This is a genomic window from Pseudomonas sp. SB113 (assembly GCF_040754745.1).
GTDB classification, from domain to species: Bacteria; Pseudomonadota; Gammaproteobacteria; order Pseudomonadales; family Pseudomonadaceae; genus Aquipseudomonas; species Aquipseudomonas grimontii.
Genome location: NZ_JBFMHW010000002.1, coordinates 326533 through 352910, shown reverse-complemented (window position 1 = coordinate 352910; position 26378 = coordinate 326533). Strand labels below are relative to the sequence as shown.

The following is a 26378-nucleotide window of genomic DNA, read 5'->3' as shown; positions in this document are numbered from 1 at the left end:
TGCCCGTCGGATGTCGTTCAAGGAATTGATATGTCGCCCTGGCTGACGGTTGTAGGCATCGGTGAAGACGGCTTCAAGGGGCTGGGCAGGAATGCCCGGCATGCCCTGTTGCGCGCCACGCGGATTATAGGTGGTCAGCGCCAGTTGGACCTGTTGCCGGTGTGTATTCGCGGTGAGCGCCAGGTGTGGCCGAGTCCGTTTTCGCTTGAACCGGTGCTGGCGCGGCGCGGCGAGCCTGTGTGCGTGCTGGCCAGTGGCGACCCGATGTTCTATGGCGTGGGCGCCAGCCTGGCGCGTCAGGTGGCGGCTGAAGAACTGCTGATTTTACCGGCGCCGTCGTCGGTGTCGTTGGCGGCGGCGCGGTTGGGCTGGCCGTTGCAGGAGGTGGTGACGTTATCGGTGGTGGCTCGGCCAGCGGCGGCGATCAACGCGCATCTGGCCACGGGTGTGCGTTTATTGGTACTGAGTAATGACGGCGGCAGTCCCGCGTTGATTGCTTCGCTGTTGGCTGAATCCGGGTTTGGGCCCAGCCGACTGACAGTGTTTGAACACCTGGACGGCGCGGATGAGCGGCGCATCGACGGTTTGGCTGAGGATTGGCAACACGCCTCGGTCGCCGATCTGAACCTGGTCGCCATCGACTGCCTGGCCTCCAGCGACACACCACGTCTGTCGCGCCTCGCTGGCTTGCCCGATTCCGCCTTCCAGCACGACGGCCAACTGACCAAGCGCGACGTCCGCGCCATGACCCTCGCCCGCCTCGCCCCGATGCCCGGCGAGCTGCTGTGGGACGTGGGCGCGGGCAGTGGCTCCATCGGTATCGAATGGATGCGCGCCCATCCGAGCTGCCGCGCATTGGCGATTGAAGCAGACGAAGGCCGCCAGGGCCTTATTGAACACAATCGCGACGCCCTCGGCGTGCCCGGTTTGCAGTTGATTCGTGGCAAAGCCCCGGAAGCGTTGCACGGCCTTACAGCACCCGACGCCATTTTCATCGGCGGCGGCGTCACCCGCGACGGCGTGCTCGACACCTGCTGGCAGCACTTGCGGCCCGGTGGCCGGCTGGTCGCCAATGCCGTGACCCTGCAAAGTGAAATGACCCTGATGAACTGGCGCGCTCAACATGGCGGCGAACTGACGCGCATCCACGTCGCCCAGGCCCAGCCGCTGGGTGAATTCGATACGTGGCGGCAGGCGCTTCCGATCACCCTGCTGGAAGTGGTCAAGCCGCAATGAAACGCATCCTGCTGCTGGGCGGTGTGACCGAAGCACTGGCTATCGCGCGCACCTTGGGGCCGGCGCATATCTACAGCCTGGCGGGTGTGGGGCGTGTGCCTACCGATCTCACCTGCCAGGTGCGTGTCGGCGGTTATGGCGGCGCCGAAGGGTTGGCGCAGTTTGTTCGCGACGAACAGATCAGCCTGATCCTCGACGCGACCCACCCGTACGCGGCGCAGATCAGCCGCAACGCCGCCGAGGCTGCACGGTTGAGCGGTGTGCCGTGTTGGGCATTGCGTCGCCCCGCGTGGCAACCGCAGGCCGGCGATGACTGGCGAGAGGTCAGTGACTGGGCTGAATTGATCGAGGCCTTGAAACCCTTCAAGCGCCCATTGTTCACCTTGGGCCGCGAGCCGTTGCAGCACCTTGATGAAATCCCGACCGAGCAGTTCTGGACATTGCGCGCGCTGGATGTGTATCCGGGGAATGAGCGGTGTGAGGTGATCGGCGCGCGTGGTCCGTTTCTGCTTGAAGATGAACGCGCGTTGTTTGAACGGTGTGGGATCGATGTGCTGATCAGCAAGAACAGCGGCAGCACCGCCACCGAACCGAAGCTGGAAGTGGCGCGCGAACGTGGGGTGCCGGTGTTGGTGTTGAAGCGGCCGGTGTTGGCGGCGGTGGATCGGGAGTTCGCCACAGTGGCGGCGGTCTTACAGGCAATCCAATCTCCCTGAACAACGCAGTTCAAATGTGGGAGGGGGCTTGCTCCCGATGCAGTAGATCAGCCAATAAATCAGTGACCGACACACTGCCATCGGGAGCAAGCCCCCTCCCACATTTTGAACTGCGTTGTTAGCTGCTCGCGGCGGACACCTGCCCAACGCCGCTGTGTACCCGATCAGCCAACAACTGCGCCAGTTCGATCAACTGAGCAACGCCAAACAATTCCTCGCGTTTCGAACCTTCCAGGTCAAACGCCAGATCGCAGCTCAGCGCATTGGCCGAGGCAAGTGTTTCGCTGAGGTTGACCAGCAGGTCTTCGGTGCTGATGCCATCGGCCACGGTGAAGAGCCGAACGGGGGGATTTGGGGTGGGTTTGATCATTGTGAAGCTCCTTAGAAAGGTGGAGCTGCCACTGATTCGCCGCGACGCGATAGGGTGGCAGCTGTACGCAGGTTCGCGGACCGGTCTAAGGCATCCCGGCATACCCGAGGGTATCCCGCGCACAGCCACCATTTAGCCGCACAGTAGACGATAAAAAAGCATCAACTGAAAGCAGGCGATAGCGCTTTTGCTCTTAGAAAACCCGGGCCGCGACGCCCGTCCGCTGCGTTGGCAGCGGTGCACGGAGACTAGAGATCAAGCGTCCTAGGGACAACCTCAAAGGCTTGTCGGAAATTTCTTTTTAGACGAATAGCCAACCGGACATCCATCTATCAGGCTTGACCGTCGAAAGGCGAATGCCCCTACAAATACTTCCGAACAAGCTGGCTGGCTCAGCCAAAAGCCCCCGCCCTAACCTCCCCCCTCGCGGTTTCGCGTCAGCCATCCGCGAGGGGGACGCCTGCTTTTTGCAGCGCGTCGAAACTTGCCAACATGTATCCCAAGGGATACGATCCGAGATGATTCACTTCAAGAGATCTGATGAGTTTCAGGAATGGCTTTATTCGCTACGCAGTAAACCCGTCCATGGACGTGTGCTTACAAGATTGGACAACGCAAGAATGGGCAATTTTGGAACTGCGAAAACGTCGGAAATGGCGTATCCGAAATGCGCATCCACTATGGTCCTGGATACCGGGTGTACTTCAAGCGTATAGGTGAGGTGGTTTATCTACTGTTGATAGGTGGCGATAAATCAACGCAAAAACGCGACATCGAGCGGGCTAAAGAAATTGCCGAAGAATTTGAGAAAAAGGAGTGACCCATGACTCAATTTAAAGATTTCGACATAGCCGAGCATCTGACGACTCCTGAGGACATGGCGGAGTATCTCGAAGCTTCTTTCGAAGAGGATTCTGGTGACGGATTGCTGATTCGTTCAGCGCTCAACAACATCGCCCGCGCCCAAGGCATGACCCAAATTGCTCGCGACGCCGGCCTCGGAAGAGAAAGTCTGTACAAAGCCCTCTCCAGCACTGGCAATCCAGAGTTCGCGACTATCATGAAAGTCATGAAGGCGTTGGGCCTCAAGCTTCACGCTACAGCGATCTGATAGCACTGCGACACCAAACCACACCACCGCTTTTTACTTCTCCCCCCCGATCAGGCTAAATACCCGCCTGATCGTTTAACCCTACGGATTGTCCGCCATGGCCCGTCAACGCGTTGCAATTGCCTGGATCGCCTGCCTTGCAGTGCTGTTCAACGCCTTTGCCATGCCAATGGCCAGTGCGATGCAGCAGTCCAAGGACCCTGTGCAGCAATTGCTGTGGGGCAGTTTCTGTTCGTCCAATGGCGCCAGCCTGAAGACCATTGCCCTGGGCAAGCTGGAGATTCCGGCGCCGCAGCAGGACGATCATTCCACCATGCAGCATTGCTGGTGTTGCTCCGGCTCGGCGCCGTTGGTGGCGTTGCCGGGGCATGTGCCGCAGTTGTATCTCACGCGATTTGAGACGGTACAGCGTCAACCACACACCCCATTGCAAACCCCAACCCCGCGCCAGCAATGGCCGAGCCTTAACCCCCGCGCCTCTCCGACGGTCTGATCTTCTTCGCAAGTGAACTGCGTTTAGAACCGTTCTGGAGAACTGCCATGCTTAAATCTTCCCTGCTTCTGGCCGCGTTGCTGCTGCCGGTGTTCAGTGCTGTTAATGCCGATGACTACAAGGCCGGCGACCTGCTGGTCAGCGCCCCCTGGTCCCAGGAGTTGCCGCCGAATGCGCCGACCGTCGCCGCGTATTTCGTGATTCATAACACCGGCGCGACCCCGGACCGCCTGCTCAGTGCCGACACGCCCGTGGCCGACAAGGCCGAGCTGCATGAGCATGTGATGCAAGGCGATTTGATGAAGATGCAGCAAGTCCCCAGCGTTGCCGTACCGGCCAAGGGTGACTTGACCTTCGCGCCCATGGCGTATCACGTGATGTTGCTGGGCCTCAAGGACCGCAGCCTGCTGGCCGATGGCAAACAGTTCCCGCTGACCCTGACCTTCGAAAAAGCCGGCAAGGTTGAAGTGGACGTGTCGGTGCAGAAAACACCGCCGATGGCCGGCCACGAGCATATGCACGCCCAGTAAGCCAACCTTGATGGGCGCCCGTCGCGCCAGGTTATCCCCACACCGCCGCGTGAAGCGCGGCAGTTGGATCAGCCTGTTCGCCATGCTGATGATCTTTATCGGTCCGCTGATTTCCCAAGCGATGCCGATGGATCATCACGCCGGTATGCCGATGAGCATGTCCATGCCGATGGACATGCCAGGCGATCACGGTGAGTCCCATCACCCAAAAGCCCCCGACGAACATCACGCGCTCTGGTCGAAGTGCGGCTATTGCGACCTGCTGTACAGTTGCCCGGCCCTGCCCGGCAGCGTGTCATTCGTGGCCATCGGTACCCCGCCGCCGGCCAATGCCCTCACCCCCAACCCGCGCCTGGGCCATGCCCGGCAGAGCATTTTCCCCGGCGCGCGCAGCCGCGCCCCGCCCATCGCCTCGTAAGCACCTGACACCGTTACTTCACCCCGGCCGACTTTAGACAGACAGCCGCAGGCTGCTGGCCGTGTTGTTTACGCTTGATTGATGGAATTTGTCATGTCCAGGTTTACTGCTGACTCCCGTTTGGGAAGTACTTCTGTGCTCGCTGCCCTATGCGGCGCCCTGCTCGCACCCCACGCTCAGGCCGATGAGCACGCCGAACATGAGCTGGCGCCCACGGTGATCACCGCCATCGCGCCCAGCTCGCCGCTGACCGTGATCACCAACCCCAAGGACCCGCGCCAACCGGTGCCCGCCAGCGACGGCGGCGACTACCTCAAGACCATCCCCGGCTTCGCCCTGGTACGCAACGGCGGCACCAATGGCGACCCGGTGCTGCGCGGCATGTTCGGCTCACGCCTGAACATCCTTACCAACGGCAGCATGATGCTCGGCGCCTGCCCCGGCCGCATGGATGCGCCGACCTCGTACATTTCGCCGGAAACCTACGACAAACTCACCGTGATCAAAGGCCCGCAAACCGTACTATGGGGCCCCGGCGCGTCGGCCGGCACCGTCCTGTTCGAGCGCGAACCGGAGCACTTCGGTGAACTCGGCACACGACTTAATGCCAGCGTATTGGCCGGCTCCAACGGGCGCTTCGATAAGGTCATCGATGCCGCCGCGGGCGGGCCGCTGGGCTATGTGCGGGTGATCGGCAACCAGGCCCATGCCGATGACTACAAGGACGGCAACAACGACACCGTCGCCTCGCGTTACGACAAGTGGAATGGCGACGTCACCGTTGGCTTCACCCCCGATGCCGACACCCTGCTGGAACTCACCGCCGGCCGTGGTGACGGCGAAGCGCGCTACGCCGGGCGTGGCATGGACGGTTCGCAGTTCCTGCGCGAAAGCCTGGGCCTGCGCTTCGAGAAATCGAATATCGGCGAAGTGCTGGATAAGGTCGAAGCCCAGGTCTACTACAACTACGCCGACCACGTGATGGACAACTACAGCCTGCGCACACCCTCGGGCACCGGGATGATGGCCGGCCCCATGGCCTCCAACGTCGACCGCCGCACCCTCGGCGCGCGCATCAAGGCCACCTGGCGCTGGGCCGATGTGCAATTGATCAGCGGCCTGGATGCGCAGACCAACGAGCATCGCCAACGCAGCAGCATGGGCATCGACACCTACAAGGATCTGCCCAAGGTCAAGGACGCCAACTTCCACAACTACGGCGTGTTCGGCGAACTCACCTGGTACGCCGCCGACCGTGACCGCCTGATCACCGGCGCACGCCTGGACCGCGCCTCGGCCAAGGACTTCCGCCAGACCACCGGTTCCGGCATGAGCGCACGCACCAACCCGACCGCCGACGACACCCGCGCCGATACCCTGCCCTCGGGCTTTATGCGCTACGAGCACGACCTGGCTGACAGCCCCACCACGCTCTATGCCGGCCTGGGCCACTCGGAACGCTTCCCGGATTACTGGGAGCTGTTCTCGCCCAACACCGGAGCAGTCGGTTCGGTGAATGCCTTCGACGGCGTGAAGCCGGAGAAAACCACCCAGCTCGACTTCGGCGCGCAATACAAGGCTGACGACCTGGAAGCCTGGGCCTCGGGCTACGTCGGCCAGGTACGTGATTTCATCCTGTTCGACTACCGGGCGGGGATGATGGGCACCACCTCCCAGGCGCGCAATGTGGACGCGCGCATCATGGGCGGCGAACTGGGCGCGGCCTACATGCTGACGCAACACTGGAAAGCCGACGCCACCCTCGCCTACGCCTGGGGCAAGAACAGCAGCGACGGCAAGGCCCTGCCGCAAATGCCGCCGTTGGATGCACGTTTCGGCCTGACCTACAGCGAAGACGACTGGAGCGTCGGCGCCCTGTGGCGGGTGGTGGCGGCGCAAAACCGCATCGACCCGAACAAGGGCAACGTGGTCGGCAAGGACTACGACAAGAGCGGCGGCTTTGGCGTGTTCTCACTGAATGGCGCGTATCGCATCAACAAAAACTTCAAGGTCAGCACCGGCGTCGACAACCTGTTCGGCAAGGCCTACGCCGAGCACCTGAACCTGGCCGGCAACGCCGGGTTCGGCTACCCGGCCAACGACCCGCAGGCCATCAAGGAACCGGGGCGCACGCTCTGGACCAAGGTCGACATGAGCTTCTAAAAGCATCGGGAGCCCCCCCTCCCACATTGGAATGCATTCCACATGTGGGAGGGGGCTTGCCCCCGATGGCGGCTTGACCAACGACAAAAATTTAAGCTTTGCGGAGCATCCCTGATGACCACTCAAAAAATCTCCTTCTACAACCTGGCCTGGCGCTGGCACTTCTACGCCGGCCTCTTCGTCGCCCCTTTCATGGTGCTGCTGGCCCTGACCGGCATGATCTACCTGTTCAAACCCCAGCTCGACCCGCTGATGTACGGCGACCTGCTGACCGTCCCCGCCGCCGAACACGCACTAAGCGCCGACGAACAACTGCAACGCGCCAAGGCCGCTTACCCCCAAGGCGCAATCAGCAAATACCTGCCGCCAGCCGACACCACCAGCAGCGCGCAATTCGTGATGCACCAGGGCGGGCGCGAAGTGACCGTCTTCGTCGACCCCTATCGCGGCACCGTACTCGGTGAGCAGGATGCAAAAAACAACCTGCAAGCCATCGCCCGCGCCCTGCACGGTGAGCTGATGATCGGCACCGTCGGCGATCGCCTGATCGAACTCGCCGCCGGTTGGGGCGTGATGCTGGTGGTGTCCGGCCTGTACCTGTGGTGGCCGCGCGGCAAGTCGTCAGCCGGGGTGTTGTGGCCGCGCTTCACTGCCCGTGGCCGCGTGTTCTGGCGTGATCTGCATACCGTGGCAGGCTTCTGGGGCGCGGCGTTTTTGCTGGTGATGCTGCTCAGCGGCATGACCTGGACTGGCTTCTGGGGCAAGCAATACGCAGATCTGTGGAACACCTTCCCGGCGGCGATGTGGAACAACGTGCCGCAGTCCGATCAGCAGGCGCGGGTGCTCAACACCGCGACACAACAGACCGTGCCCTGGGCCATGGAAAACACGCCGATGCCGATGTCCGGCGACCATGCCGAACACATGAACCACGGCGCCATGCACACCGCTCCCGCTGCGCCCACGGTACGCCTGCAACAGGTGGTGGATATGGCCACGGCACGCAAGGTCGAGCCCGGCTACAGCATCACCTTCCCCACCACTGCCGAGGGTGTGTTCACCGTCGCGGTGTTCGCCAACGACCCACGCAACGACGCCACCCTGCACGTGGACCAGTACACCGGCAAGGTCCTCGCCGATGTGCGTTGGGCGCACTACGGCAATGTGGCGCGGGCCACCGAGACCGCGGTGATGCTGCACGAGGGCAAGATGTTCGGTTGGCTGAACCAACTGATCGTGCTGCTGATCTGCCTGATGATTCTGCTCAGCGCCGTGAGTGGCGTGGTGATCTGGTGGAAGCGTCGGCCCCAGGGCGGGCTGGGGGTTCCGCCGTTGCGCCATGACTTGCCGAAGTGGAAAACCGCGATGGTGATCATGCTGGGCCTGGCGATTATTTTCCCGCTGGTGGGCGTCTCGTTGATCGCCGTGTGGGCATTGGATCGCCTGGTGTTGGCACGTTTCTTCGGCCTGCGCGCGCCTTCCACGGATCAGGCATAAGTCAGGCAGTGCCAATCCCACGCTAACGCACCAGCGCGGTGCCCGTTGCGCACCATCGTCAGATCCAGGCGCCGAATCGGTGCAGGGTCTGGCACGCATCGCGGTGCGCACCGCAGGATTCAAAGGCTGATCCAAGCAGGCACAGCCTTTGCAATCACTCCAGTATCTGACCCACAACAACACTTAGGCACTCGGAGATCGCACCATGAAGCGTCGCAGCTTGATCAAGGCTTTCACTTTGTCGGCATCCATTGCCGCCATGGGCATGACCTGGACTATCCAGGCCGCCGAGACCATCAAGGTCGGCATCCTGCACTCGCTGTCCGGCACCATGGCCATCTCCGAAACGTCGCTCAAAGACATGGCGTTGATGACCATCGACGAGATCAACGCCAAGGGTGGGGTGAATGGCAAGATGCTGGAGCCCGTGGTGGTCGACCCCGCGTCGAACTGGCCGCTCTTCGCTGAAAAGGGCCGCCAGTTGCTGACCCAGGACAAGGTCGCCGTGGTATTCGGCTGCTGGACCTCGGTGTCGCGTAAATCGGTATTGCCGGTGTTCGAAGAACTTAACGGCCTGCTGTTCTACCCCGTGCAATACGAAGGCGAAGAGATGTCGCCAAACGTGTTCTACACCGGTGCGGCACCAAACCAGCAGGCGATCCCGGCGGTGGAATACCTGATGAGCGAAGAAGGCGGCAGCGCCAAACGCTTCTTCCTGCTCGGTACCGACTACGTGTACCCGCGCACCACCAACAAGATCCTGCGCTCGTTCCTGCACTCCAAAGGCGTCGCGGACAAGGACATCGAAGAGGTCTACACCCCGTTCGGCCACGCCGACTACCAGACCATTGTCGCCAACATCAAGAAGTTCTCCGCTGGCGGCAAGACGGCGGTGATCTCCACCGTGAACGGCGACTCCAACGTGCCGTTCTACAAAGAGCTGGCCAACCAGGGTTTGAAGGCGACCGACGTACCGGTGGTAGCGTTCTCCGTGGGTGAAGAAGAACTGCGCGGCATCGACACCAAGCCGTTGGTGGGCAACCTGGCGGCCTGGAACTACTTCCAGTCGGTGGAGAACCCGGTAAACAAAAAGTTCGTCGCCGACTGGAAAGCCTACGCCAAGAAACACAACCTGCCGGGCGCGGACAAAGCCGTGACCAACGACCCGATGGAAGCCACCTACGTGGGCATCCACATGTGGGCGCAGGCGGCGGAGAAAGCCAAGTCCACCGACGTCGACAAAGTGCGTGAAGCGCTGGCCGGCCAGACCTTCGCCGCGCCGTCGGGCTTTACCTTGACCATGGACAAGACCAACCACCACCTGCACAAGCCGGTGATGATCGGCGAGATCCAGTCCGATGGGCAGTTCTCGGTGGTGTGGCAGACCCAGGAGCCGATCCGGGCGCAGCCGTGGAGCCCGTACATTCCTGGCAATGACAAGAAGCCGGACTACGCAGTGAAGAGCAACTAAGTCTCACCACAGGCCAAATGTGGGAGGGGGCTTGCCCCCGATTGCGGTAGATCAGTGACAGATGCACTCCCTGCCACACCGCTATCGGGGGCAAGCCCCCTCCCACACTGTCCGCGCATGACTAGGACATTTGTTTATGCCCACTGCCCTCAATCGCTACTTCCTGGCATTGCTGCTATTGCTGCCTTTGGCGGCACATGCAGGCGACGCCGAAGATTTCCTGGCCGCCAACCCGACGCAACAAGCCAAGCTGCTCCAGGACTGGGCCGCCCAGCCCGACCCGGCGCGCATCGAGTTGGTGGACGCCCTGCAACAAGGCCAGCTCACGCTCAACGGCGAAACCAGGACCGTGCGCCTGAACAACCGCCTGCGCGGCCTGATCGATAACGTGCAAGCCAGCCAGCAACTGCTCGCCGCCGACCCCAAGGTGCGCCTGGCCGCTGCGCAAACCCTGCAAAAAAGCGCGCAACCTGCGCAGCTCAAATTCCTCGACCAGCAGGTCGCCGCCGAGACCGACGAGGACGTACACACCGCCCTCAGCCTGGCCCTGGCCAACCTGCAACTGGTCGACACCGACCCGGTTGTACGCCTGGCAGCCGTGCGTTTGCTCGGCAGCACCGGCGACCCGCTGGCCCGCACACGCCTCGAAGCGCTGCTGGCGCCCGGCGTGGAAACCGATGCGGGCGTGCACACCGCCGCCGAGACCAGCCTGGCCCAGGTCAAACGCAAACTGATGATGGGTGAGATCCTCGGCCAGGCCTTCAGCGGCATGTCCCTGGGATCGATCCTGCTGCTGGCGGCCCTGGGCTTGGCGATCACCTTCGGCCTGCTCGGTGTGATCAACATGGCCCACGGCGAAATGCTAATGCTCGGCGCCTACTCCACCTATGTGGTGCAGTTGCTGATGCAGCGTTATGTGCCACAAGCCATCGAGTTCTACCCGCTGATCGCGCTGCCGGTGGCGTTCTTCGTCACCGCAGCCATCGGCATGGCCCTGGAACGCACGGTGATTCGTCACCTGTACGGGCGGCCATTGGAAACCCTGCTCGCCACCTGGGGCATCAGCCTGATGCTGATCCAACTGGTGCGCCTGGTGTTTGGTGCGCAGAACGTCGAGGTGGCCAACCCGCAGTGGCTGTCCGGCGGCATTCAAGTGCTGCCCAACCTGGTGCTGCCGTACAACCGCATCGTGATCATCGCCTTCGCGCTCTTCGTGGTGGTGCTGACCTGGCTGCTGCTGAACAAGACCCGCCTGGGGCTCAACGTGCGCGCCGTCACCCAGAACCGCAACATGGCCGCCTGCTGCGGCGTGCCCACCGGGCGTGTGGACATGCTCGCGTTTGGCCTGGGCTCCGGCATCGCCGGGCTGGGCGGTGTGGCGCTGAGCCAGATCGGCAACGTCGGCCCGGACCTGGGCCAGAGCTACATCATCGACTCGTTCCTGGTGGTGGTGCTCGGCGGTGTTGGGCAGTTGGCCGGCAGCGTCACGGCGGCCTTCGGTTTAGGCATTGCCAACAAGATTCTGGAACCGCAGATCGGTGCCGTGCTCGGCAAGATCCTGATCCTCGCGCTGATCATTCTGTTTATCCAGAAACGCCCGCAGGGACTCTTCGCACTGAAAGGACGGGTGATCGACTGATGAACCAGCCATTGATGCTCACGGCCGCACAAAAGGCCGGCCCCAAGGTGACGATCGCAGTCGGCGCGGTGGTGCTGTTGTTGCTGCTGGCCCTGCCGTTGTGTTCGCTGCTGTCGCCGGAAAACCCGCTGCATGTATCGGCCTACACCCTGACCCTGGTGGGCAAGATCCTCTGCTACGCCATCGTCGCCCTGGCCCTGGACCTGGTGTGGGGTTACGCGGGGATGTTGTCCCTGGGCCACGGCCTGTTCTTTGCCCTCGGCGGCTACGCCATGGGCATGTACCTGATGCGCCAGGCGTCCGGCGACGAGCTGCCGGCGTTCATGACGTTTTTGTCGTGGACCGAATTGCCCTGGTATTGGGTCGGCACCGAGCACTTCCTCTGGGCCCTGTGCCTGGTGGTGCTGGCGCCGGGCGTGCTGGCGCTGGTGTTCGGTTTTTTCGCGTTCCGCTCGCGGATCAAGGGCGTGTATTTCTCGATCATGACCCAGGCGCTGACCTTTGCCGGGATGCTGTTGTTCTTTCGCAACGAGACCGGGTTCGGTGGCAATAACGGCTTCACCAACTTCCGCAGCATCCTCGGTTTCGGCATTACCGAACCGGGCACACGGGCCGTGCTGTTCGTGGCCACGGTAGTGTTGTTGGTGGCGAGCCTGTACATCGGCTGGCGCCTGGCCCAGAGCAAGTTCGGCCGGGTGCTGACCGCCCTGCGCGATGCCGAGAACCGCCTGATGTTCTGTGGCTACGACCCGCGCGGCTTCAAGCTGTTCGTGTGGGTGTTGAGCGCGGTGCTGTGCGGCTTGGCAGGCGCGTTGTATGTGCCGCAAGTGGGCATCATCAACCCAAGTGAAATGTCGCCGACCAACTCCATCGAAGCCGCCGTATGGGTGGCCCTGGGCGGGCGTGGCACGCTGATCGGGCCGTTGCTCGGCGCGGGCGTGGTCAATGGCATGAAGAGCTGGTTCACCGTGGCCTTCCCGGAGTACTGGCTGTTCTTCCTCGGGGCGCTGTTCATCATCGTCACCCTGTATTTGCCCAAGGGCGTTATCGGCCTGCTGAAGAAATGAGGAACGTCATGCTCGAACCTATTTTTGATGCGGGCAGCGGCCGCGATGCAATCGGCATCGGCCAGGCCGCAGGCACCGGCCTGAACACCCGCCACGGCACCATCCTGACCCTTGAAGACATCAGCGTCAGCTTCGACGGTTTCAAGGCGCTCAACGACTTGAACCTGTACATCGGCGTCGGCGAATTGCGCTGCATCATCGGCCCCAACGGCGCGGGCAAGACCACGCTGATGGACGTGATCACCGGCAAGACCCGGCCCAGCCACGGCAAGGCCTGGTTTGGCGAAACCCTCGATTTGACCAGCATGAGCGAAGTGCAGATCGCCCAGGCCGGCATCGGCCGCAAGTTCCAGAAACCCACGGTGTTCGAAGCCCTGAGCGTGTTCGAAAACCTGGAGCTGGCGCAGAAGACCGACAAGTCGGTGTGGGCCAGCCTGCGTGCGCGCCTGAGCGGTGAGCAAAAGGATCGTATCGATGAAGTGCTCGATACCATCCGCCTGACCACCTCGGTGCATCGGCCCGCCGGGCTGCTCTCCCACGGGCAAAAGCAGTTCCTGGAAATCGGCATGCTGTTGATGCAAGACCCGCAACTGTTGCTGCTGGACGAACCGGTGGCGGGCATGACCGACGCCGAAACCGAATTCACCGCCGAACTGTTCAAGCGCCTGGCGGGCAAGCATTCGTTGATGGTGGTGGAACACGACATGGGCTTTGTCGGCTCGATTGCCGACCACGTGACCGTGTTGCACCAGGGCAGCGTGCTGGCCGAAGGGTCGCTGGAACAGGTGCAGGCCGATGAGCGGGTTATTGAAGTGTATTTGGGACGGTGACACATCGGCCAGCTTCGAGCCAAAAGCTTCAAGCGGCAAGTTAAAGCAAAGCAGGCATCCGCCCGCTCTTACTTGCAGCTTGAAGCTTGCCGCTTGAAGCCCAACTAACGGAGTTCCAATGCTACAAGTACAACACCTGCACCAATACTACGGCGGTAGCCACATCCTGCGCGGGCTGTCCTTTGACGTGAAGATCGGCGAAGTCACCTGCCTGCTCGGCCGTAACGGCGTGGGCAAGACCACCCTGCTCAAGTGCCTGATGGGTTTGCTGCCAGCCAAAGAAGGCGTGGTGAACTGGGAAGGCAAGGCCATCACCGGCTTCAAGCCACACCAACGTGTGCACGCCGGCATCGCCTACGTGCCCCAGGGGCGGGAGATTTTCGGGCGGCTGACGGTGGAAGAAAACCTGCTGATGGGACTGTCGCGTTTTCCCGGTTCCGAAGCCAAGCAGGTGCCCGCATTCATCTACGAGCTGTTCCCGGTCTTGCTGCAAATGAAGCACCGGCGCGGCGGCGATTTGTCCGGCGGCCAGCAGCAACAGTTGGCCATCGGCCGCGCCCTGGCCAGCCGCCCGCGCCTGTTGATCCTCGATGAGCCCACCGAAGGCATCCAGCCGTCGGTGATCAAGGAGATCGGCGCAGTGATCAAGAAGCTCGCGGCGCGCGGCGATATGGCGATCCTGTTGGTGGAGCAGTTCTACGACTTTGCCGCCGAACTGGCGGACCAGTACCTGGTGATGTCGCGCGGGGAAATCGTCCAGCAGGGCCGCGGCGAAAATATGGAAAGCGAGGGTGTGCGCGGTTTGGTTACCATCTAACCTGTAGCGTCCTGACGATAAGCACAAGAAACCATGAACCTGCCCGTTTCCCCTGCCCTGTTCACCCCCAGCTGGCACGCCGAGCTGGAACTCGGCTACGCGCGTTTCGGCGACACCACACGCCCGGTGATGCGCCGCCACCTCGGCCCGCTGCGCGTGCAAAAGCACCTGTACGCCGAAGGTCCCGAGGTGTGCCAACACATCATCGTGCACCCACCTGGCGGGATTGCCGGTGGTGATCGCCTGGACATCCGCGCGCATGTCGCCGAGGGCGCCTGGGCCCAGTTGACCAGCCCCGGCGCCGCCAAGTGGTATCGCGCCAGCGGCCCGGCGTTTCAGCAGCTGGACCTGACCGTGGAAGCCGGCGCGACCCTGGAATGGCTGCCCCAGGAAACCATCGTGTTCAGCGCGGCCCAAGCCGAACTCAGCACGCGCATCGACCTGCACGGCGACGCCCGGCTGTTCTACTGGGACGTGATCGCCCTGGGGCGCCCGGCCAGTGGCGAGCGCTTCGACTTGGGGCACTTTCAATCGCACCTGGATATCCGCCGCGACGGCCAGTTGCTCTGGCACGAGCGCCAGCGCATTGTGGGCGCCGACGGTCTGCTCGACTCGCCCATCGGCCTGGACGGCCAACCGGTATTCGCCACGCTGCTGGTGACCGGCGATATAGAACCCGAATTACTCGAACACTGCCGCGCCCTGCCCCACGCCGTGCGCGGCGACCTGACCCAACTGCCCGGTTTGCTGGTCGCCCGCTGCCTGGCCAGTGAAGCGCTGCAGGCGCGGGGATGGTTGATTGATTTATGGAAATTGTTACGCCCCGCCATGTTTGGGCGAGAGGCGGTCGCACCACGAATCTGGAGCACATGAAGATCAACATGTGGGAGGGGGCTTGCTCCCGATAGCGGTGGGTCAGTGACAGAGGTATTGCCTGACACTGCCCTATCGGGGGCAAGCCCCCTCCCACAGGGGATCTGCGGTGTTTTTATGAATGATGTTTGAAGGACCTTGAACCATGGACCTGACCCCACGGGAAAAAGACAAACTGCTGATCTTCACCGCAGGCTTGGTGGCCGAACGGCGCCTGGCGCGCGGTGTGAAGCTCAACTACCCGGAAACCATCGCCTATATCTCCGCCGCCTTGATGGAAGGCGCCCGCGATGGCCGCACCGTGGCCGACCTGATGCACTACGGCACCACACTGCTCAGCCGTGAACAGGTGATGGAAGGCATCCCGGAAATGATCCCGGATATCCAGGTGGAAGCGACCTTCCCCGACGGCACCAAACTGGTGACCGTCCACCAACCCATCGCGTGAGGCACGCCCATGATTCGTGATGCAACCGAGCAGGACCTGCCGGCGATCCGCGACATCTACAATGACGCGGTACTCAACACCACGGCGATCTGGAACGAACAACTGGTGGATCTCGGCAACCGCCAGACCTGGCTCAGTGCACGCCAGGCCCAGGGCTATCCGATTCTGGTGGCGACCGAAAATGAGCAAGTGATCGGCTATGCCTCGTTTGGCGATTGGCGCGCGTTCGAAGGCTACCGCTACAGCGTCGAACACTCGGTGTATGTACGCAACGATCAGCGCGGCAAAGGCCTTGGCCCACTGCTGATGCAGGCCCTGATCGAACGCGCCAGAACCTGTGGCAAACACGTGATGGTCGCGGCCATCGAAAGCGGCAACCTGGCCTCGATCCGCTTGCATGAGCGGCTGGGTTTCGTCACCACCGGGCAAATGCCCCAAGTGGGCATCAAGTTCGGCCGCTGGCTGGACCTGACCTTTATGCAACTGACATTGAATCCGGGCGCGCAACCGCCCAAGGAGTGAGTTCGATGAATGCCGCACAACTGCGACGAGTCAATGCTGAGAGTTTTGCCCACTACCGTCGGGGCCTGATCGAGCTATTGCTGGATGCGGTCAAGCACGGTGCGTCGGTTGGTTTCATGGCCGACTTCGATGAGGCTCAGGCCCGCGCTTATTTGGAAGGCGTGCAGGCGAGCATTGAAGACGCCAGCCTGTTGCTGTGGGTGGTGGTGCGCGATGAGCAGGTGATCGCCAGCGTGCAGTTGGCGCTGTGCCAGAAAGCCAACGGCCTGAACCGCGCCGAAGTGCAAAAGCTGCTGGTGCACAGCCGCGCGCGGCGCCACGGCCTGGGCCAACAACTGATGAACGCCCTGGAACTCGCCGCACGCCAGCACAAGCGCGGCCTGCTGTACCTGGACACCGAAGCCGGCTCGCCTGCCGAAGCGTTCTACCAGTCGCTGCGCTACACCAAGATCGGTGAACTGCCCGACTACTGCCAAAGCCCGGACGGGCGCTACAGCCCGACCGCCATCTACTTCAAGACCCTGGGGCAACCTGCATGATTCCTGGCGAATATCAGATCCAGCCTGGCGAAATCGAACTCAACGTCGGCCGGCGCACCGTCACCCTCAGCGTGGCCAACAGCGGCGACCGGCCGATCCAGGTGGGTTCGCACTACCATTTTTTCGAGACCAATGACGCGCTGACGTTTGACCGCCCATTGAGCCGTGGCATGCGCCTGAATATTCCGGCGGGCACGGCGGTGCGGTTTGAGCCGGGGCAGAGCCGGGAGATTGAATTGGTGGATTTGAGTGGTGGGCGGCGAGTGTTCGGGTTTGCGGGAAAAGTCATGGGTGATTTGTAGGTCGGCTTTGAGCTGCAAGCTGCAAGCTGCAAGCTGCAAGAAAGAGCAGTTTGCGGCGCCCCATTTGCTTTTACTTGAGGCTTGTAGCTTATAGCTGGAAGCTCATAACCGAGGAACGAGGCTATGAAAATCAATCGTCAGGCATATGCCGACATGTACGGCCCCACCGTCGGTGACAAGGTCCGCCTGGCCGACACCGAGCTGTTCGTCGAAGTCGAGCAGGACTTCACCGTCTATGGCGAAGAAGTCAAATTCGGCGGCGGTAAAGTGATCCGCGACGGCCAGGGCCAGAGCCAATTGCTTGCCCATGAAGTCGTCGACACCCTGATCACCAACGCGCTGATCATCGATCACTGGGGCATCGTCAAGGCCGACGTCGGCTTGAAGAACGGCCGCATTCACGCGATCGGCAAGGCCGGCAACCCGGATATCCAGCCCGGCGTGACCATGGCCATCGGCGCCAGCACCGAAGTGATCGCCGGTGAAGGCATGATCCTCACCGCCGGCGGCATCGACTCCCACGTGCATTTCATCTGCCCGCAGCAAATCGAAGAGGCGCTGACCAGCGGCGTCACCACCATGATCGGCGGCGGCACCGGGCCGGCCACCGGCACCAACGCTACCACCTGTACGTCCGGGCCTTGGCACCTGGCGCGCATGCTGCAGGCCAGCGACTCGTTCCCGATGAACATCGGTTTTACCGGCAAGGGCAACGCGAGCTTGCCCGAGCCGTTGATCGAACAGGTCAAGGCCGGCGCCATCGGCTTGAAGCTGCATGAAGACTGGGGCACCACACCCGCCAGCATCGACAACTGCCTGAGTGTCGCCGACCAGTACGACGTGCAGGTGGCGATCCACAGCGACACCCTCAACGAATCCGGCTTTGTCGAAACCACCCTGGCCGCGCTCAAGGGCCGCACCATCCACACCTACCACACCGAAGGCGCCGGGGGCGGCCACGCGCCGGACATCATCAAGGCCTGTGGCTTCCCCAACGTGCTGCCCAGCTCCACCAACCCGACGCGGCCGTTCACCCGCAACACCATCGACGAGCACCTGGACATGTTGATGGTCTGCCATCACCTGGACCCGAGCATCGCCGAAGACGTGGCCTTCGCCGAAAGCCGCATCCGTCGCGAGACGATCGCCGCCGAAGACATCCTGCATGACCTCGGCGCGTTCTCGATGATCAGCTCCGACAGCCAGGCCATGGGCCGCGTGGGCGAAGTGATCACGCGCACCTGGCAGACCGCCGACAAGATGAAGAAACAGCGCGGCGCCCTGCCCGGCGACGGCCCCGGCAACGACAACTTCCGCGCCAAACGCTACATCGCCAAGTACACCATCAACCCGGCGATCACCCATGGCATCAGCCATATCGTCGGCTCCATCGAGGTGGGTAAATGGGCTGACCTGGTGCTGTGGCGCCCGGCGTTTTTCGGCATCAAGCCGACCCTGATCCTCAAGGGCGGCGCGATTGCCTCCAGCCTGATGGGCGATGCCAATGCGTCGATCCCCACCCCGCAGCCGGTGCACTACCGCCCGATGTTCGCCAGTTTCGGCAGCTCATTGCATGCCACCAGCCTGACCTTTATCAGCCAGGCAGCCCTGGACGCAGGCTTGCCGCAAGCGCTGGGCCTGAAGAAGCAGATTGGGGTGGTGAAGGGGTGTCGCGACGTGCAGAAAACCGACCTGATCCACAACGATTACCTGCCGGACATCGAGGTGGATCCACAGACCTATCAGGTCAAGGCCGATGGTGTGCTGTTGTGGTGTGAGCCGGCGGAGGTGTTGCCGATGGCGCAGCGGTATTTCCTGTTCTGACTTGAAACCTGTGGTGAGGGAGCTTGTGCCCTCACCACAAATCCCCTTAGAACTGCTCGCGCGGGTTAAAAGCGGCTTTTTTCGCCAGCTCCTGCCACAACGCTTTCACGTCGTCATCGCCTGCCGGTGGCATCACCGCCTTGAGCTGCACGTACAGGAAGCCACGCTGCCCGGCCTTGTTCAGCAAGCCATGGCCCTTGGCGCGCATGCGCTGGCCGTTCTGGCTGCCGGCAGGCACCTTGAGGTTGATCTTGCCGGTCAGGGTCGGCACCGCCACTTCCGCGCCCAGCGCCAATTCCCACGGCGCCAGCGGCAGGTTGATGATCAGGTTTTCGCCATCCACTTCGAATTTGGGGTGCGGTGCAAACTTGATGATCAGGTACAGGTCACCATTGGCCCCACCACCAATCCCAGGGGCGCCCTGGCCCTTGAGGCGGATACGCTCACCGTCGGCCACACCGGCCGGGATCTTCACGTTCAGGCTCTTGACGGTATTGCTGACGTGCCGGCCCGAGGGGTCGTATTGCGGCACCTGGAAGGTGACCTGCTTGGACTCGGTGGACAGCGTCTCTTCGAGGAACACCGACAGCTGCATCTCCACGTCCTGGCCTTTACGCCCGGTGGGACGGCGCTGGCCGCCACCAAAGGCATCGCCGCGCGAACCGAAGATCGAGCTGAAAAAGTCGGAAAAGTCCCCTTGGTCCTGACCGCCGCCAAACCCGCCACGGCTCTGCCAACCTGGCGGGCCCTGGAACGGCTGGCCATGCTGGCCGTATTTGCGCAGCTCGTCGTATTCAGCGCGCTTGTCCGCGCTTTTAAGCGCTTCATAGGCTTCGGACGCGTCCTTGAACTTGGCTTCGGCGTCTTTTTCCTTACTCACGTCCGGGTGATATTTGCGCGCGAGCTTGCGATAGGCGGCCTTGATTTCCTTGTCATCGGCGCTCGGCTCGACACCCAGAATCTTGTAGTAGTCTTTAAAATCCATCGGCGGTTCACCATCCTTAATCGAGATCGCACAGCCCGGGGCACAACGTGCGCTGGTTTGCAGCTGTTGAGTCGTGTGGCCTGGGGGTGTGTCAAAGTGTTATCGGCGCTTGCCGTATGCACCAGATGTGGGGGCAAATGCTGAACTTTCAAGCACGATTTAACGGATGGTCGGCCTACGCATCCGCCCTCGACTGGCATACACTGCGCGGCCGTTTTTCAACCGGAACCCGATAGACATGAAAAACCCATCCCCAGCCCGTGCCTGCGGTATCGACTTCGGCACGTCCAACTCCACCGTCGGCTGGATCCGCCCCGGCATGGAAACGCTTATCGCGCTGGAGGACGACAAGATCACCCTGCCGTCGGTGGTGTTCTTCAACTTCGAGGAGCGCCGCCCGGTCTACGGTCGCCTGGCCCTGCACGAATACCTGGAGAACTACGAAGGCCGGCTGATGCGCTCGCTCAAGAGCCTGCTGGGTTCCAAGTTGATCAAGCACGACACCAGCGTATTGGGCACGGCGATGCCATTCACCGACCTGCTGGCGCTATTTATCGGCCAACTCAAGAGCCGTGCCGAAACCACCGCCGGCCGCGAGTTCGAAGAAGTGGTGCTGGGCCGCCCGGTGTTTTTCGTCGATGACGACCCGATGGCCGACCAGGAAGCCGAAAACACCTTGGTCGACGTGGCGCGCAAGATCGGGTTCAAGGACATCTCTTTCCAGTACGAACCGATTGCCGCCGCGTTCGACTACGAGTCCACCATCGAGAAGGAAGAGCTGGTACTGATCGTCGACATCGGCGGTGGTACGTCCGACTTCTCACTGGTGCGCCTCTCTCCGGACCGCCGCCACAACGACAACCGCCAGGACGACATCCTCGCCACCGGCGGCGTGCACATCGGCGGGACCGACTTCGACAAGCAACTGTCCCTGGCCGGCATGATGCCGCTGTTCGGCTACGGCAGCCGCATGAAAAGCGGCGCCTACATGCCCACCAGCCACCACATGAACCTGGCGACCTGGCACACCATCAACTCGGTGTACTCGCAAAAATCCCAGCTGGCCCTGGGCAGCATGCGCTACGACATCGAAGACACCGGCGGCATCGACCGCCTGTTCAAGCTGATCGAACAGCGCGCCGGGCACTGGCTGGCCATGGAAGTGGAAGAAACCAAGATCCAACTCACCCACGACGACAACCGCCACGTGCTGCTGGACCGCGTTGAGCCTGGGTTGAGCGTGGACCTGAGCCGCGCACTGTTCGAGTCGGCCATCGACGGCTTGCTGGAACGCGTGCGTAACAGCGTGACGCAGTTGCTCACCGATGCTTCGGTGGCGGTGGCCCAGGTGGACACGGTGTTCTTTACCGGCGGTTCCAGCGGCATTCCAGCGCTGCGCCACAGCATCTCGGCCATGCTGCCGAATGCCCGGCATGTGGAAGGGAATATCTTCGGCAGTATTGGTAGCGGTTTGGCGATTGAAGCGAGCAAGCGGTACGGATCTTAAGCGGCAAGCTTTGAGCTGCAAGCTGCAAGTAAAAGCAAATCTGCTCCTGCTTGCAGCTTGAAGCTTGTCACTCACAGCTGCTCTTAAACCATCCCGCCGAGCTTCAGCTCACTCTTCAGGTACGCGTAGTAAATCGGCCCCGCCACCACCCCCGGCAAACCAAACGCCGCTTCAAATACCAGCATCGCCAGGAGCAACTCCCACGATTTGGCACTGATCTGCCCGCCGACGATGCGCGCGTTGAGGAAGTACTCGACCTTGTGGATCACGATCAAATAGCCCAACGCTGCCACTGCCACCCACATCGACAGCGACAACGCGACGATGGTGATCAGGGTGTTGGACATCAGGTTGCCGATCACTGGCAACAGGCCGAGCAGGAAGGTCAGCACGATCAGGGTCTTGGTCAGCGGCAGGTGAATGCCGCACAACGGCAGCACCACTGCCAGGAAGATCGCGGTAAAGACAGTGTTGAGCGCGGCGATCTTGATTTGCGCGAAGACGATGTTGCGAAAGGCCTGGACCAGCAGGTGCAGGCGGTCGAACAGCGCGGCCGCCAGGGGTTTGCGCTTGGTCAGGTCGGGCACCCGCTGCAGGGCGATGATCGCGCCGAGCACCATGCCGATCAGCAGGGTGACGAACATGTGGGCGGCGTCCTTGCCGACCAGTTGCAGTTCGCTCAGGTGCTTGCTCAGCCAGTCGCCGATGGCCACGCGGAACTCGGCGGCACTGGCGGGCAGGTAGGCATCGAGGAACGGCGGCAACTGGCCGCGCGCGCGGTCGACCACCCCCATGAACTTGTCGAGGGAGGCCCCGGGATTTTCCGCTTCGTGGAGCAGGAAGCTGATGGCGCCGGCGAAGATCAGGGCGAGCACGCTGACGATCAGGGTGCCGAGCAAGGCCACCGCCAGCCAGCGCGCGCGGCGGCCTTCGATCAGCCGTTGCAGTTGGGGGGTGAGCATGTTGACCAGTTCATAGACCAACAGGCCGGCCAGCAGGCTGGGCAGCAATTTCAGCGGCAATACCAGCAACAACCCGCCGAAAATGATGATGTAGCTGGACAGCAACAACACATGACGCTGAGAAAACGTTGGCATACAGCCTCAAAACGAACGGCGTTAAAGGATGTGTAGGAGCGAGCTTGCTCGCGAAGGTCGCCAACGATAACGCGTTTATTCTGAATAAACGCGGGTAATTGCGTTCTTCGCGAGCAAGAACTAGGCGTCCCCCTCGCTCCTACAGGTGGGCTGCGTGCGAGTGTCGCAGCCTTCTAGGGCCGGGGGCTATCAATTCTTCAGGCAGGTACTCATGAACGTTTTGCGCGCATCGCCGGTCAGCGCCTTGGTTTTCGCCGACGCATTGCAATCCTTCATCTTCTGCTGCTGCGGCGTAAGCGTCTTCGCATCATTGGCCGCCGGAGCCGACAGGCAGGTTTTCATGAAAGCCTTGCGCTCGTCGCCCTTGAGCGTCTTGGTGGTGGCTTCGGCATTGCAGGTGGTCATCTTGTTTTGCTGGGCGGTAGCGGCGAAGCCCTGGGAACACAGCAGCAGGCCCATCATCAACAGCGGAATACGCAGCATCTTCATGGAGTTTTCTCCCTGTTACCGTGCCGGAAGGCACGGCCTCCCCAGCAGTGTAGCCAAACCTTGTTACATCTTCATCGGCCGCGAATATTCGTCCGCCGGTACTGCTCCGGCGTACAGCCGGCCTGGCGCTGGAACATCGCGATAAACGCCGAGGCGCTGCTGTAGCCGAGGTCAAACGCCACATTTTGCACACTGCGCTCGCTGTCGAGGGCTTCGATTGAGGCGAGGTAGCGCAAGCGCTGGCGCCATTCGCCGAAGCTCATGCCCAGTTCGCGCACAAATTGTCGCGCCAGGGTGCGCTCGCTTACATGCACCTGCTCGGCCCAGTGCGCCAAGGGGCGATTGTCGCCGGGGTCGGCCTGCATGCCTTCCAACACGCCGAGCAACCCCGGGTGGCGGGCGTAGGGCAAGAAACACTCGTGGATCGGCGCCTGCTTGAGTTGATCGACCAGCACCTGGGCCAGGCGAATATCGGCATCGGTGTGTGGGATGTTGACGTCTCGCTGGGCGAAGTCGCTGAGAATGGCCTTGAGGATTTCGCTGATCGCCAGGGTGCAAGGCTGCTTGGGCAATTGCTCGCAGAGCTGCGGCGAAAGGCCCACCGAACGGTAGACAATCGCCTGGGCGTTGTAGGAGCTGTGTTCGGTATTGGGTGGGATCCACACCGCGTACTGCGGCGGCGACATAAAGCGGTTGCCGGCCACTTCCATGCGCATCACGCCACTGGCGGAGTAGTCCAGCGAGCCCCAGACATGCTGGTGCGGGGTGCACTCAGTGTCGGGGGCAAAATCGGAGTAACGGAAGTACACGGGGCTGGGCAGGCGGCCAAAATCCGCGAGGCGTACGGTGTGTCTGGCCATATTGTCTGGATACAGAGGTCGTTTGTCTGGGTCGCAGTATAGGCTTCGATCCAGACAAGGGATAATCCTTCCTCATCAACACACTTGGTTTCTTTCGATGCAATACGCGTATCCCCTGCTGGCCATCTTTATCTGGGCCGGCAATACCGTGGTCAACAAACTGGCCGTGGGTTCGATCTTCCCCGCTGAAATCGGCTTTTACCGCTGGTTGCTGGCAGCACTGCTGTTTACACCGTTCATGCTCAAGCCCGTCATCGCCAACTGGCCGCTGATCCGCCCGAACCTGGGCAAGATCTGCGTCCTTGGCGTGCTGGGCATGGCGGTGTACCAAAGCCTGGCGTACTACGCCGCCTCGCTGACCAGCGCCACCAATATGGGCATCATCCTGTCGTTGATGCCGTTGATGGCCTTGACGGCGGCGATCATCAGCCTGGGCCAGCGCCTGACCTTTGGCGCGCTGACGGGTGCGGTGCTGTCGTTCGCTGGGGTTGTGGTGGTGGTGTCGGCCGGCAGCCTCGACGCGTTGCTGCAGCACGGCGTGAACCTCGGCGACGCGATGATGCTGGTCGCCACCCTGGCGTACGCGGTCTACAGCACCCTGTTGAAAAAATGGCAACTGCGCCTGCCGCCGCTGGTGCTCCTGTATTTGCAAGTACTGGTGGCAGTGCTGGTGCTGTTTCCGCTGTTTCTGTTCTCGACAAAAGCCGGCCTGGGCTGGGCGAATATTCCACTGGTGCTCTATGCGTGCTTGCTGGCTTCGATGCTCGCGCCACTGGCGTGGATGCATTCGGTGAAGACCCTGGGGCCAAGCCGCACGACGCTGTTTTTCAACCTGCTGCCGTTGATTACCGCGTTGATTGCCGCCGTGGTGTTGAAGGAAGAGTTGGCGCTGTATCACCTGGTGGGGGGCTTGCTGACCTTGGGCGGGGTGATTTTGTCCGAGCGTTGGACCACACCGGTGCGTCGCCAGGTTTAAACCCCGGCCGCCTTCAGGCGCTGGGCATGCTCGACGAACAGCCGGATTGGCTCGGCGCCCTTGCCTACCAGGCCCATGGACTGGTTGACGATGTCGAAGTGGTCGAGGGCGTAGTCATCGCCGATCACCCGCCCCAGGTGCGAGCTGTAGCGTCCGACCATGCCGTCGCACTGGCCCTTCTCGCGCACGAAGCTGCGGGCGAACAATCGGCAACTTCGATTCGTCCCGTCCAGCAGGTTGCGCCCGCGATCGGTCTTGCCCGGTTGCAAGGTGCCGGACCATGAGTAATAGCGTACGCCATTGACCAACTCCGCCCCATGGCCACCCCAGGTTTGCGGCAACCCTTGGGGATACTCGCGGTTGAACAGCGCCACGCCTGCGCTGGTCAGGGAATGGTGGGAGGCGTGTAAATCCGCCTTGAAGCGCGGGCCGCGATAGCCGGTCTCCAATAGGCTCATCACCCTGGCAACCAGATGAAACAGCGCGCTCATGAGCCGGCCCTTCACGCTGTCGGCCGGATGATGGGCGTGGATATGGTCCGCCAGTTCCGAACCGTGGTTGGGCCCGGCCACCGACGTCACCGACGCCACCCACTCCGGGCGCTTGGCCGCAGCATAACGGGCGGTCAGGGCGCCCTGGCTATGGCCGATGAGGTTGACCTTGTCGGCGCCGGTTTCAAGGCGAATCCGCTCGATCTGCGTCAACAACTGCTCGCCACGCACCTCGCTGGAATCCAAAGGCGCCACCTGGATAGGAAACACCTGCGCCCCGCCCGCCCGCAGCGCCGGGACAATGCCGTACCAGTAGGGAAACAACCCCAGGCGCACGAACCCGAGCATGCCGGGCACCAGCACCAAGGGGTAACGCGTGGCTAACGACTGCGACATGAAGCGAACGTCCTTGATCAAGAAAGGATGATGGCAGGCTAGCGCAATTCCGGCGACGCGCTGATGACACTCCAGGCAAATCCAATAAAACTTTTTGCTGCGCCCGTGACTCACAACTTGGAGCGATCACGCCGACAGAGCGTGGCGTAAAACCGGATTAGCCCCAGGAGATTGAGATGACTGAAGCAAACTTGACTGACGTTGCGACCCTGCGCAGCCGCGCGCGCCAGAACGTCGAAAACGGTGCCGTGACCGAGGGCTATGACGCCGACCGCGAAGAAATCATCCGCCTGCTCAACGGCTCGCTGGCCACTGAGCTGGTGTGTGTGCTGCGCTACAAGCGCCACTACTTCATGGCCAGCGGCGTCAAAGCTGCCGTCGCCGCGCAGGAATTCCTCGAACACGCCACCCAGGAAGCCGAGCACGCCGACAAACTCGCCGAGCGCATCGTGCAGCTGGGCGGCGAGCCGGAATTCAACCCGGACCTGCTGTCGAAGAACTCCCACGCCCAATACGTGGCCGGTAACAGCTTGAAGGAAATGGTCTACGAAGACCTGGTGGCCGAGCGGATCGCGGTGGACAGCTACCGTGAAATCATCCAGTACATCGGTGATAAGGATCCAACCACGCGCCGTCTGTTTGAAGAGATCCTGGCTCAGGAAGAAGAGCATGCGGACGATATGGCCGACATCCTCGAAAGCCTGTAGTCCG

28 protein-coding genes and 1 pseudogene are annotated in these 26378 nt (G+C 62.0%); 23 read left to right on the top strand and 6 right to left on the bottom strand.

Going from position 1 to position 26378, the window contains the following annotated elements; all coding sequences use genetic code 11:
* The first annotated feature begins 30 nt into the window (after nucleotides 1-30).
* A complete protein-coding gene (gene cbiE / locus AB1462_RS04380) occupies nucleotides 31-1236 on the top strand; it encodes a precorrin-6y C5,15-methyltransferase (decarboxylating) subunit CbiE (protein WP_367246241.1) in 1206 nt (401 codons plus the stop codon).
* Nucleotides 1233-1952, top strand: a complete 720-nt coding sequence (locus AB1462_RS04375; RefSeq protein ID WP_367246239.1) for a cobalt-precorrin-6A reductase — start codon at nucleotides 1233-1235, stop codon at nucleotides 1950-1952. The genes cbiE and AB1462_RS04375 overlap by 4 nt, the downstream gene beginning before the upstream one ends.
* Before the next feature lie 118 nt (nucleotides 1953-2070).
* On the opposite strand, the gene AB1462_RS04370 is transcribed toward AB1462_RS04375, so the two are convergent.
* Nucleotides 2071-2322 carry a DUF6124 family protein gene (locus AB1462_RS04370; RefSeq protein ID WP_259194440.1) on the bottom strand — a complete coding sequence of 84 codons (252 nt, stop codon included), beginning with the start codon at nucleotides 2320-2322 and terminating at the stop codon, nucleotides 2071-2073.
* Between the two features lie 518 nt (nucleotides 2323-2840).
* On the opposite strand from AB1462_RS04370, the pseudogene AB1462_RS04365 reads away from it, so the two are divergent.
* From AB1462_RS04365 to ureC, 18 genes and pseudogenes are all read left to right on the top strand, one after another.
* A pseudogene (locus tag AB1462_RS04365) lies at nucleotides 2841-3142 on the top strand (type II toxin-antitoxin system RelE/ParE family toxin).
* 3 nt (nucleotides 3143-3145) lie between these two features.
* Nucleotides 3146-3433 (top strand): addiction module antidote protein, encoded by a 288-nt coding sequence (locus AB1462_RS04360; RefSeq protein WP_074848640.1) that lies wholly within the window; start codon nucleotides 3146-3148, stop codon nucleotides 3431-3433.
* 97 nt (nucleotides 3434-3530) lie between these two features.
* On the top strand, nucleotides 3531-3926 hold the full coding sequence (locus AB1462_RS04355; protein ID WP_315335623.1) for a DUF2946 domain-containing protein: 396 nt from the start codon (nucleotides 3531-3533) through the stop codon (nucleotides 3924-3926).
* Between the two features lie 47 nt (nucleotides 3927-3973).
* Nucleotides 3974-4456 carry a copper chaperone PCu(A)C gene (locus AB1462_RS04350; RefSeq protein WP_367246238.1) on the top strand — a complete coding sequence of 161 codons (483 nt, stop codon included), beginning with the start codon at nucleotides 3974-3976 and terminating at the stop codon, nucleotides 4454-4456.
* 10 nt (nucleotides 4457-4466) lie between these two features.
* Nucleotides 4467-4874, top strand: coding sequence for a DUF2946 domain-containing protein (locus tag AB1462_RS04345; RefSeq protein WP_090400816.1), 408 nt, complete (start codon nucleotides 4467-4469; stop codon nucleotides 4872-4874).
* A gap of 93 nt (nucleotides 4875-4967) precedes the next feature.
* The gene (locus AB1462_RS04340; protein WP_315335629.1) at nucleotides 4968-7037 is read left to right on the top strand and encodes a TonB-dependent copper receptor; all 2070 of its coding nucleotides are present in this window, start codon (nucleotides 4968-4970) and stop codon (nucleotides 7035-7037) included.
* Nucleotides 7038-7151: 114 nt separating this feature from the next.
* A complete protein-coding gene (locus tag AB1462_RS04335; protein WP_367246236.1) occupies nucleotides 7152-8534 on the top strand; it encodes a PepSY-associated TM helix domain-containing protein in 1383 nt (460 codons plus the stop codon).
* Nucleotides 8535-8739: 205 nt separating this feature from the next.
* Entirely contained in the window at nucleotides 8740-10005 is a 1266-nt protein-coding gene (urtA, locus tag AB1462_RS04330) for an urea ABC transporter substrate-binding protein (protein ID WP_090400819.1), read from the top strand.
* A 136-nt stretch (nucleotides 10006-10141) separates the two neighbouring features.
* Complete coding sequence (urtB, locus tag AB1462_RS04325; protein WP_090400820.1) at nucleotides 10142-11644, top strand: urea ABC transporter permease subunit UrtB; 1503 nt, start codon at nucleotides 10142-10144, stop codon at nucleotides 11642-11644.
* Nucleotides 11644-12711: an urea ABC transporter permease subunit UrtC gene (gene urtC / locus AB1462_RS04320; RefSeq protein ID WP_053134562.1), complete on the top strand. Its 1068-nt coding sequence runs from the start codon at nucleotides 11644-11646 to the stop codon at nucleotides 12709-12711. The genes urtB and urtC overlap by 1 nt, the downstream gene beginning before the upstream one ends.
* Nucleotides 12708-13541 carry an urea ABC transporter ATP-binding protein UrtD gene (gene urtD / locus AB1462_RS04315; RefSeq protein ID WP_315335633.1) on the top strand — a complete coding sequence of 278 codons (834 nt, stop codon included), beginning with the start codon at nucleotides 12708-12710 and terminating at the stop codon, nucleotides 13539-13541. Before urtC ends, urtD begins: the two co-directional genes overlap by 4 nt.
* 118 nt (nucleotides 13542-13659) lie before the next feature.
* Nucleotides 13660-14358 (top strand): urea ABC transporter ATP-binding subunit UrtE, encoded by a 699-nt coding sequence (urtE, locus tag AB1462_RS04310; RefSeq protein ID WP_090400822.1) that lies wholly within the window; start codon nucleotides 13660-13662, stop codon nucleotides 14356-14358.
* A 33-nt stretch (nucleotides 14359-14391) separates the two neighbouring features.
* Nucleotides 14392-15231: an urease accessory protein UreD gene (locus AB1462_RS04305; protein WP_090400823.1), complete on the top strand. Its 840-nt coding sequence runs from the start codon at nucleotides 14392-14394 to the stop codon at nucleotides 15229-15231.
* 145 nt (nucleotides 15232-15376) lie between these two features.
* Complete coding sequence (gene ureA, locus AB1462_RS04300) at nucleotides 15377-15679, top strand: urease subunit gamma (protein WP_003171437.1); 303 nt, start codon at nucleotides 15377-15379, stop codon at nucleotides 15677-15679.
* Between the two features lie 9 nt (nucleotides 15680-15688).
* Nucleotides 15689-16201 (top strand): N-acetyltransferase family protein, encoded by a 513-nt coding sequence (locus AB1462_RS04295; RefSeq protein ID WP_367246233.1) that lies wholly within the window; start codon nucleotides 15689-15691, stop codon nucleotides 16199-16201.
* A gap of 5 nt (nucleotides 16202-16206) precedes the next feature.
* Nucleotides 16207-16740 (top strand): GNAT family N-acetyltransferase, encoded by a 534-nt coding sequence (locus AB1462_RS04290; protein WP_090400825.1) that lies wholly within the window; start codon nucleotides 16207-16209, stop codon nucleotides 16738-16740.
* Nucleotides 16737-17042, top strand: coding sequence for an urease subunit beta (locus AB1462_RS04285; RefSeq protein WP_090400826.1), 306 nt, complete (start codon nucleotides 16737-16739; stop codon nucleotides 17040-17042). Before AB1462_RS04290 ends, AB1462_RS04285 begins: the two co-directional genes overlap by 4 nt.
* A gap of 123 nt (nucleotides 17043-17165) precedes the next feature.
* On the top strand, nucleotides 17166-18866 hold the full coding sequence (ureC, locus tag AB1462_RS04280; protein WP_090400827.1) for an urease subunit alpha: 1701 nt from the start codon (nucleotides 17166-17168) through the stop codon (nucleotides 18864-18866).
* 46 nt (nucleotides 18867-18912) lie between these two features.
* Here the strand turns inward: ureC and AB1462_RS04275 are convergent, their stop codons facing one another.
* Nucleotides 18913-19851, bottom strand: coding sequence for a DnaJ C-terminal domain-containing protein (locus AB1462_RS04275; protein ID WP_090400828.1), 939 nt, complete (start codon nucleotides 19849-19851; stop codon nucleotides 18913-18915).
* A gap of 238 nt (nucleotides 19852-20089) precedes the next feature.
* Here AB1462_RS04275 and AB1462_RS04270 point away from each other — a divergent pair, with 238 nt between their 5' ends.
* Nucleotides 20090-21358 carry an Hsp70 family protein gene (locus tag AB1462_RS04270; protein WP_090400829.1) on the top strand — a complete coding sequence of 423 codons (1269 nt, stop codon included), beginning with the start codon at nucleotides 20090-20092 and terminating at the stop codon, nucleotides 21356-21358.
* Nucleotides 21359-21441: 83 nt separating this feature from the next.
* On the opposite strand, the gene AB1462_RS04265 is transcribed toward AB1462_RS04270, so the two are convergent.
* The 3 genes from AB1462_RS04265 to AB1462_RS04255 all read right to left on the bottom strand — a co-directional run bounded on the left by AB1462_RS04265 (nucleotide 21442) and on the right by AB1462_RS04255 (nucleotide 23804).
* The gene (locus AB1462_RS04265) at nucleotides 21442-22455 is read right to left on the bottom strand and encodes an AI-2E family transporter (protein WP_259194449.1); all 1014 of its coding nucleotides are present in this window, start codon (nucleotides 22453-22455) and stop codon (nucleotides 21442-21444) included.
* A gap of 189 nt (nucleotides 22456-22644) precedes the next feature.
* Entirely contained in the window at nucleotides 22645-22944 is a 300-nt protein-coding gene (locus AB1462_RS04260; protein WP_027607719.1) for a PsiF family protein, read from the bottom strand.
* Between the two features lie 71 nt (nucleotides 22945-23015).
* The gene (locus AB1462_RS04255) at nucleotides 23016-23804 is read right to left on the bottom strand and encodes a helix-turn-helix transcriptional regulator (protein WP_367246231.1); all 789 of its coding nucleotides are present in this window, start codon (nucleotides 23802-23804) and stop codon (nucleotides 23016-23018) included.
* A gap of 97 nt (nucleotides 23805-23901) precedes the next feature.
* Between AB1462_RS04255 and AB1462_RS04250 the strand changes: the two genes are divergently transcribed.
* A complete protein-coding gene (locus AB1462_RS04250; protein WP_259194450.1) occupies nucleotides 23902-24780 on the top strand; it encodes a DMT family transporter in 879 nt (292 codons plus the stop codon).
* Here the strand turns inward: AB1462_RS04250 and AB1462_RS04245 are convergent.
* Nucleotides 24777-25667: a triacylglycerol lipase gene (locus tag AB1462_RS04245; protein WP_090400833.1), complete on the bottom strand. Its 891-nt coding sequence runs from the start codon at nucleotides 25665-25667 to the stop codon at nucleotides 24777-24779. The two genes, AB1462_RS04250 and AB1462_RS04245, sit on opposite strands and share 4 nt — an antisense overlap.
* A gap of 176 nt (nucleotides 25668-25843) precedes the next feature.
* Here AB1462_RS04245 and AB1462_RS04240 point away from each other — a divergent pair, with 176 nt between their 5' ends.
* On the top strand, nucleotides 25844-26374 hold the full coding sequence (locus AB1462_RS04240) for a bacterioferritin (RefSeq protein ID WP_027607715.1): 531 nt from the start codon (nucleotides 25844-25846) through the stop codon (nucleotides 26372-26374).
* The last annotated feature ends 4 nt before the right edge of the window (nucleotides 26375-26378 follow it).

Coding starts and splice junctions, on each gene's coding strand:
- AB1462_RS04350 (WP_367246238.1), top strand. CDS start 3,974: ATGCTTAAATCTTCCCTGCTTCTGGCCGCGTTGCTGCTGCCGGTGTTC.
- urtE (WP_090400822.1), top strand. CDS start 13,660: ATGCTACAAGTACAACACCTGCACCAATACTACGGCGGTAGCCACATC.
- AB1462_RS04375 (WP_367246239.1), top strand. CDS start 1,233: ATGAAACGCATCCTGCTGCTGGGCGGTGTGACCGAAGCACTGGCTATC.
- urtC (WP_053134562.1), top strand. CDS start 11,644: ATGAACCAGCCATTGATGCTCACGGCCGCACAAAAGGCCGGCCCCAAG.
- AB1462_RS04305 (WP_090400823.1), top strand. CDS start 14,392: ATGAACCTGCCCGTTTCCCCTGCCCTGTTCACCCCCAGCTGGCACGCC.
- cbiE (WP_367246241.1), top strand. CDS start 31: ATGTCGCCCTGGCTGACGGTTGTAGGCATCGGTGAAGACGGCTTCAAG.
- urtA (WP_090400819.1), top strand. CDS start 8,740: ATGAAGCGTCGCAGCTTGATCAAGGCTTTCACTTTGTCGGCATCCATT.
- AB1462_RS04255 (WP_367246231.1), bottom strand. CDS start 23,804: ATGGCCAGACACACCGTACGCCTCGCGGATTTTGGCCGCCTGCCCAGC.
- AB1462_RS04285 (WP_090400826.1), top strand. CDS start 16,737: ATGATTCCTGGCGAATATCAGATCCAGCCTGGCGAAATCGAACTCAAC.
- AB1462_RS04360 (WP_074848640.1), top strand. CDS start 3,146: ATGACTCAATTTAAAGATTTCGACATAGCCGAGCATCTGACGACTCCT.
- AB1462_RS04290 (WP_090400825.1), top strand. CDS start 16,207: ATGAATGCCGCACAACTGCGACGAGTCAATGCTGAGAGTTTTGCCCAC.
- AB1462_RS04270 (WP_090400829.1), top strand. CDS start 20,090: ATGAAAAACCCATCCCCAGCCCGTGCCTGCGGTATCGACTTCGGCACG.
- AB1462_RS04265 (WP_259194449.1), bottom strand. CDS start 22,455: ATGCCAACGTTTTCTCAGCGTCATGTGTTGTTGCTGTCCAGCTACATC.
- AB1462_RS04245 (WP_090400833.1), bottom strand. CDS start 25,667: ATGTCGCAGTCGTTAGCCACGCGTTACCCCTTGGTGCTGGTGCCCGGC.
- AB1462_RS04275 (WP_090400828.1), bottom strand. CDS start 19,851: ATGGATTTTAAAGACTACTACAAGATTCTGGGTGTCGAGCCGAGCGCC.
- ureA (WP_003171437.1), top strand. CDS start 15,377: ATGGACCTGACCCCACGGGAAAAAGACAAACTGCTGATCTTCACCGCA.
- AB1462_RS04335 (WP_367246236.1), top strand. CDS start 7,152: ATGACCACTCAAAAAATCTCCTTCTACAACCTGGCCTGGCGCTGGCAC.
- AB1462_RS04260 (WP_027607719.1), bottom strand. CDS start 22,944: ATGAAGATGCTGCGTATTCCGCTGTTGATGATGGGCCTGCTGCTGTGT.
- ureC (WP_090400827.1), top strand. CDS start 17,166: ATGAAAATCAATCGTCAGGCATATGCCGACATGTACGGCCCCACCGTC.
- urtD (WP_315335633.1), top strand. CDS start 12,708: ATGAGGAACGTCATGCTCGAACCTATTTTTGATGCGGGCAGCGGCCGC.
- AB1462_RS04250 (WP_259194450.1), top strand. CDS start 23,902: ATGCAATACGCGTATCCCCTGCTGGCCATCTTTATCTGGGCCGGCAAT.
- AB1462_RS04340 (WP_315335629.1), top strand. CDS start 4,968: ATGTCCAGGTTTACTGCTGACTCCCGTTTGGGAAGTACTTCTGTGCTC.
- AB1462_RS04295 (WP_367246233.1), top strand. CDS start 15,689: ATGATTCGTGATGCAACCGAGCAGGACCTGCCGGCGATCCGCGACATC.
- AB1462_RS04240 (WP_027607715.1), top strand. CDS start 25,844: ATGACTGAAGCAAACTTGACTGACGTTGCGACCCTGCGCAGCCGCGCG.
- urtB (WP_090400820.1), top strand. CDS start 10,142: ATGCCCACTGCCCTCAATCGCTACTTCCTGGCATTGCTGCTATTGCTG.
- AB1462_RS04345 (WP_090400816.1), top strand. CDS start 4,467: ATGGGCGCCCGTCGCGCCAGGTTATCCCCACACCGCCGCGTGAAGCGC.
- AB1462_RS04370 (WP_259194440.1), bottom strand. CDS start 2,322: ATGATCAAACCCACCCCAAATCCCCCCGTTCGGCTCTTCACCGTGGCC.
- AB1462_RS04355 (WP_315335623.1), top strand. CDS start 3,531: ATGGCCCGTCAACGCGTTGCAATTGCCTGGATCGCCTGCCTTGCAGTG.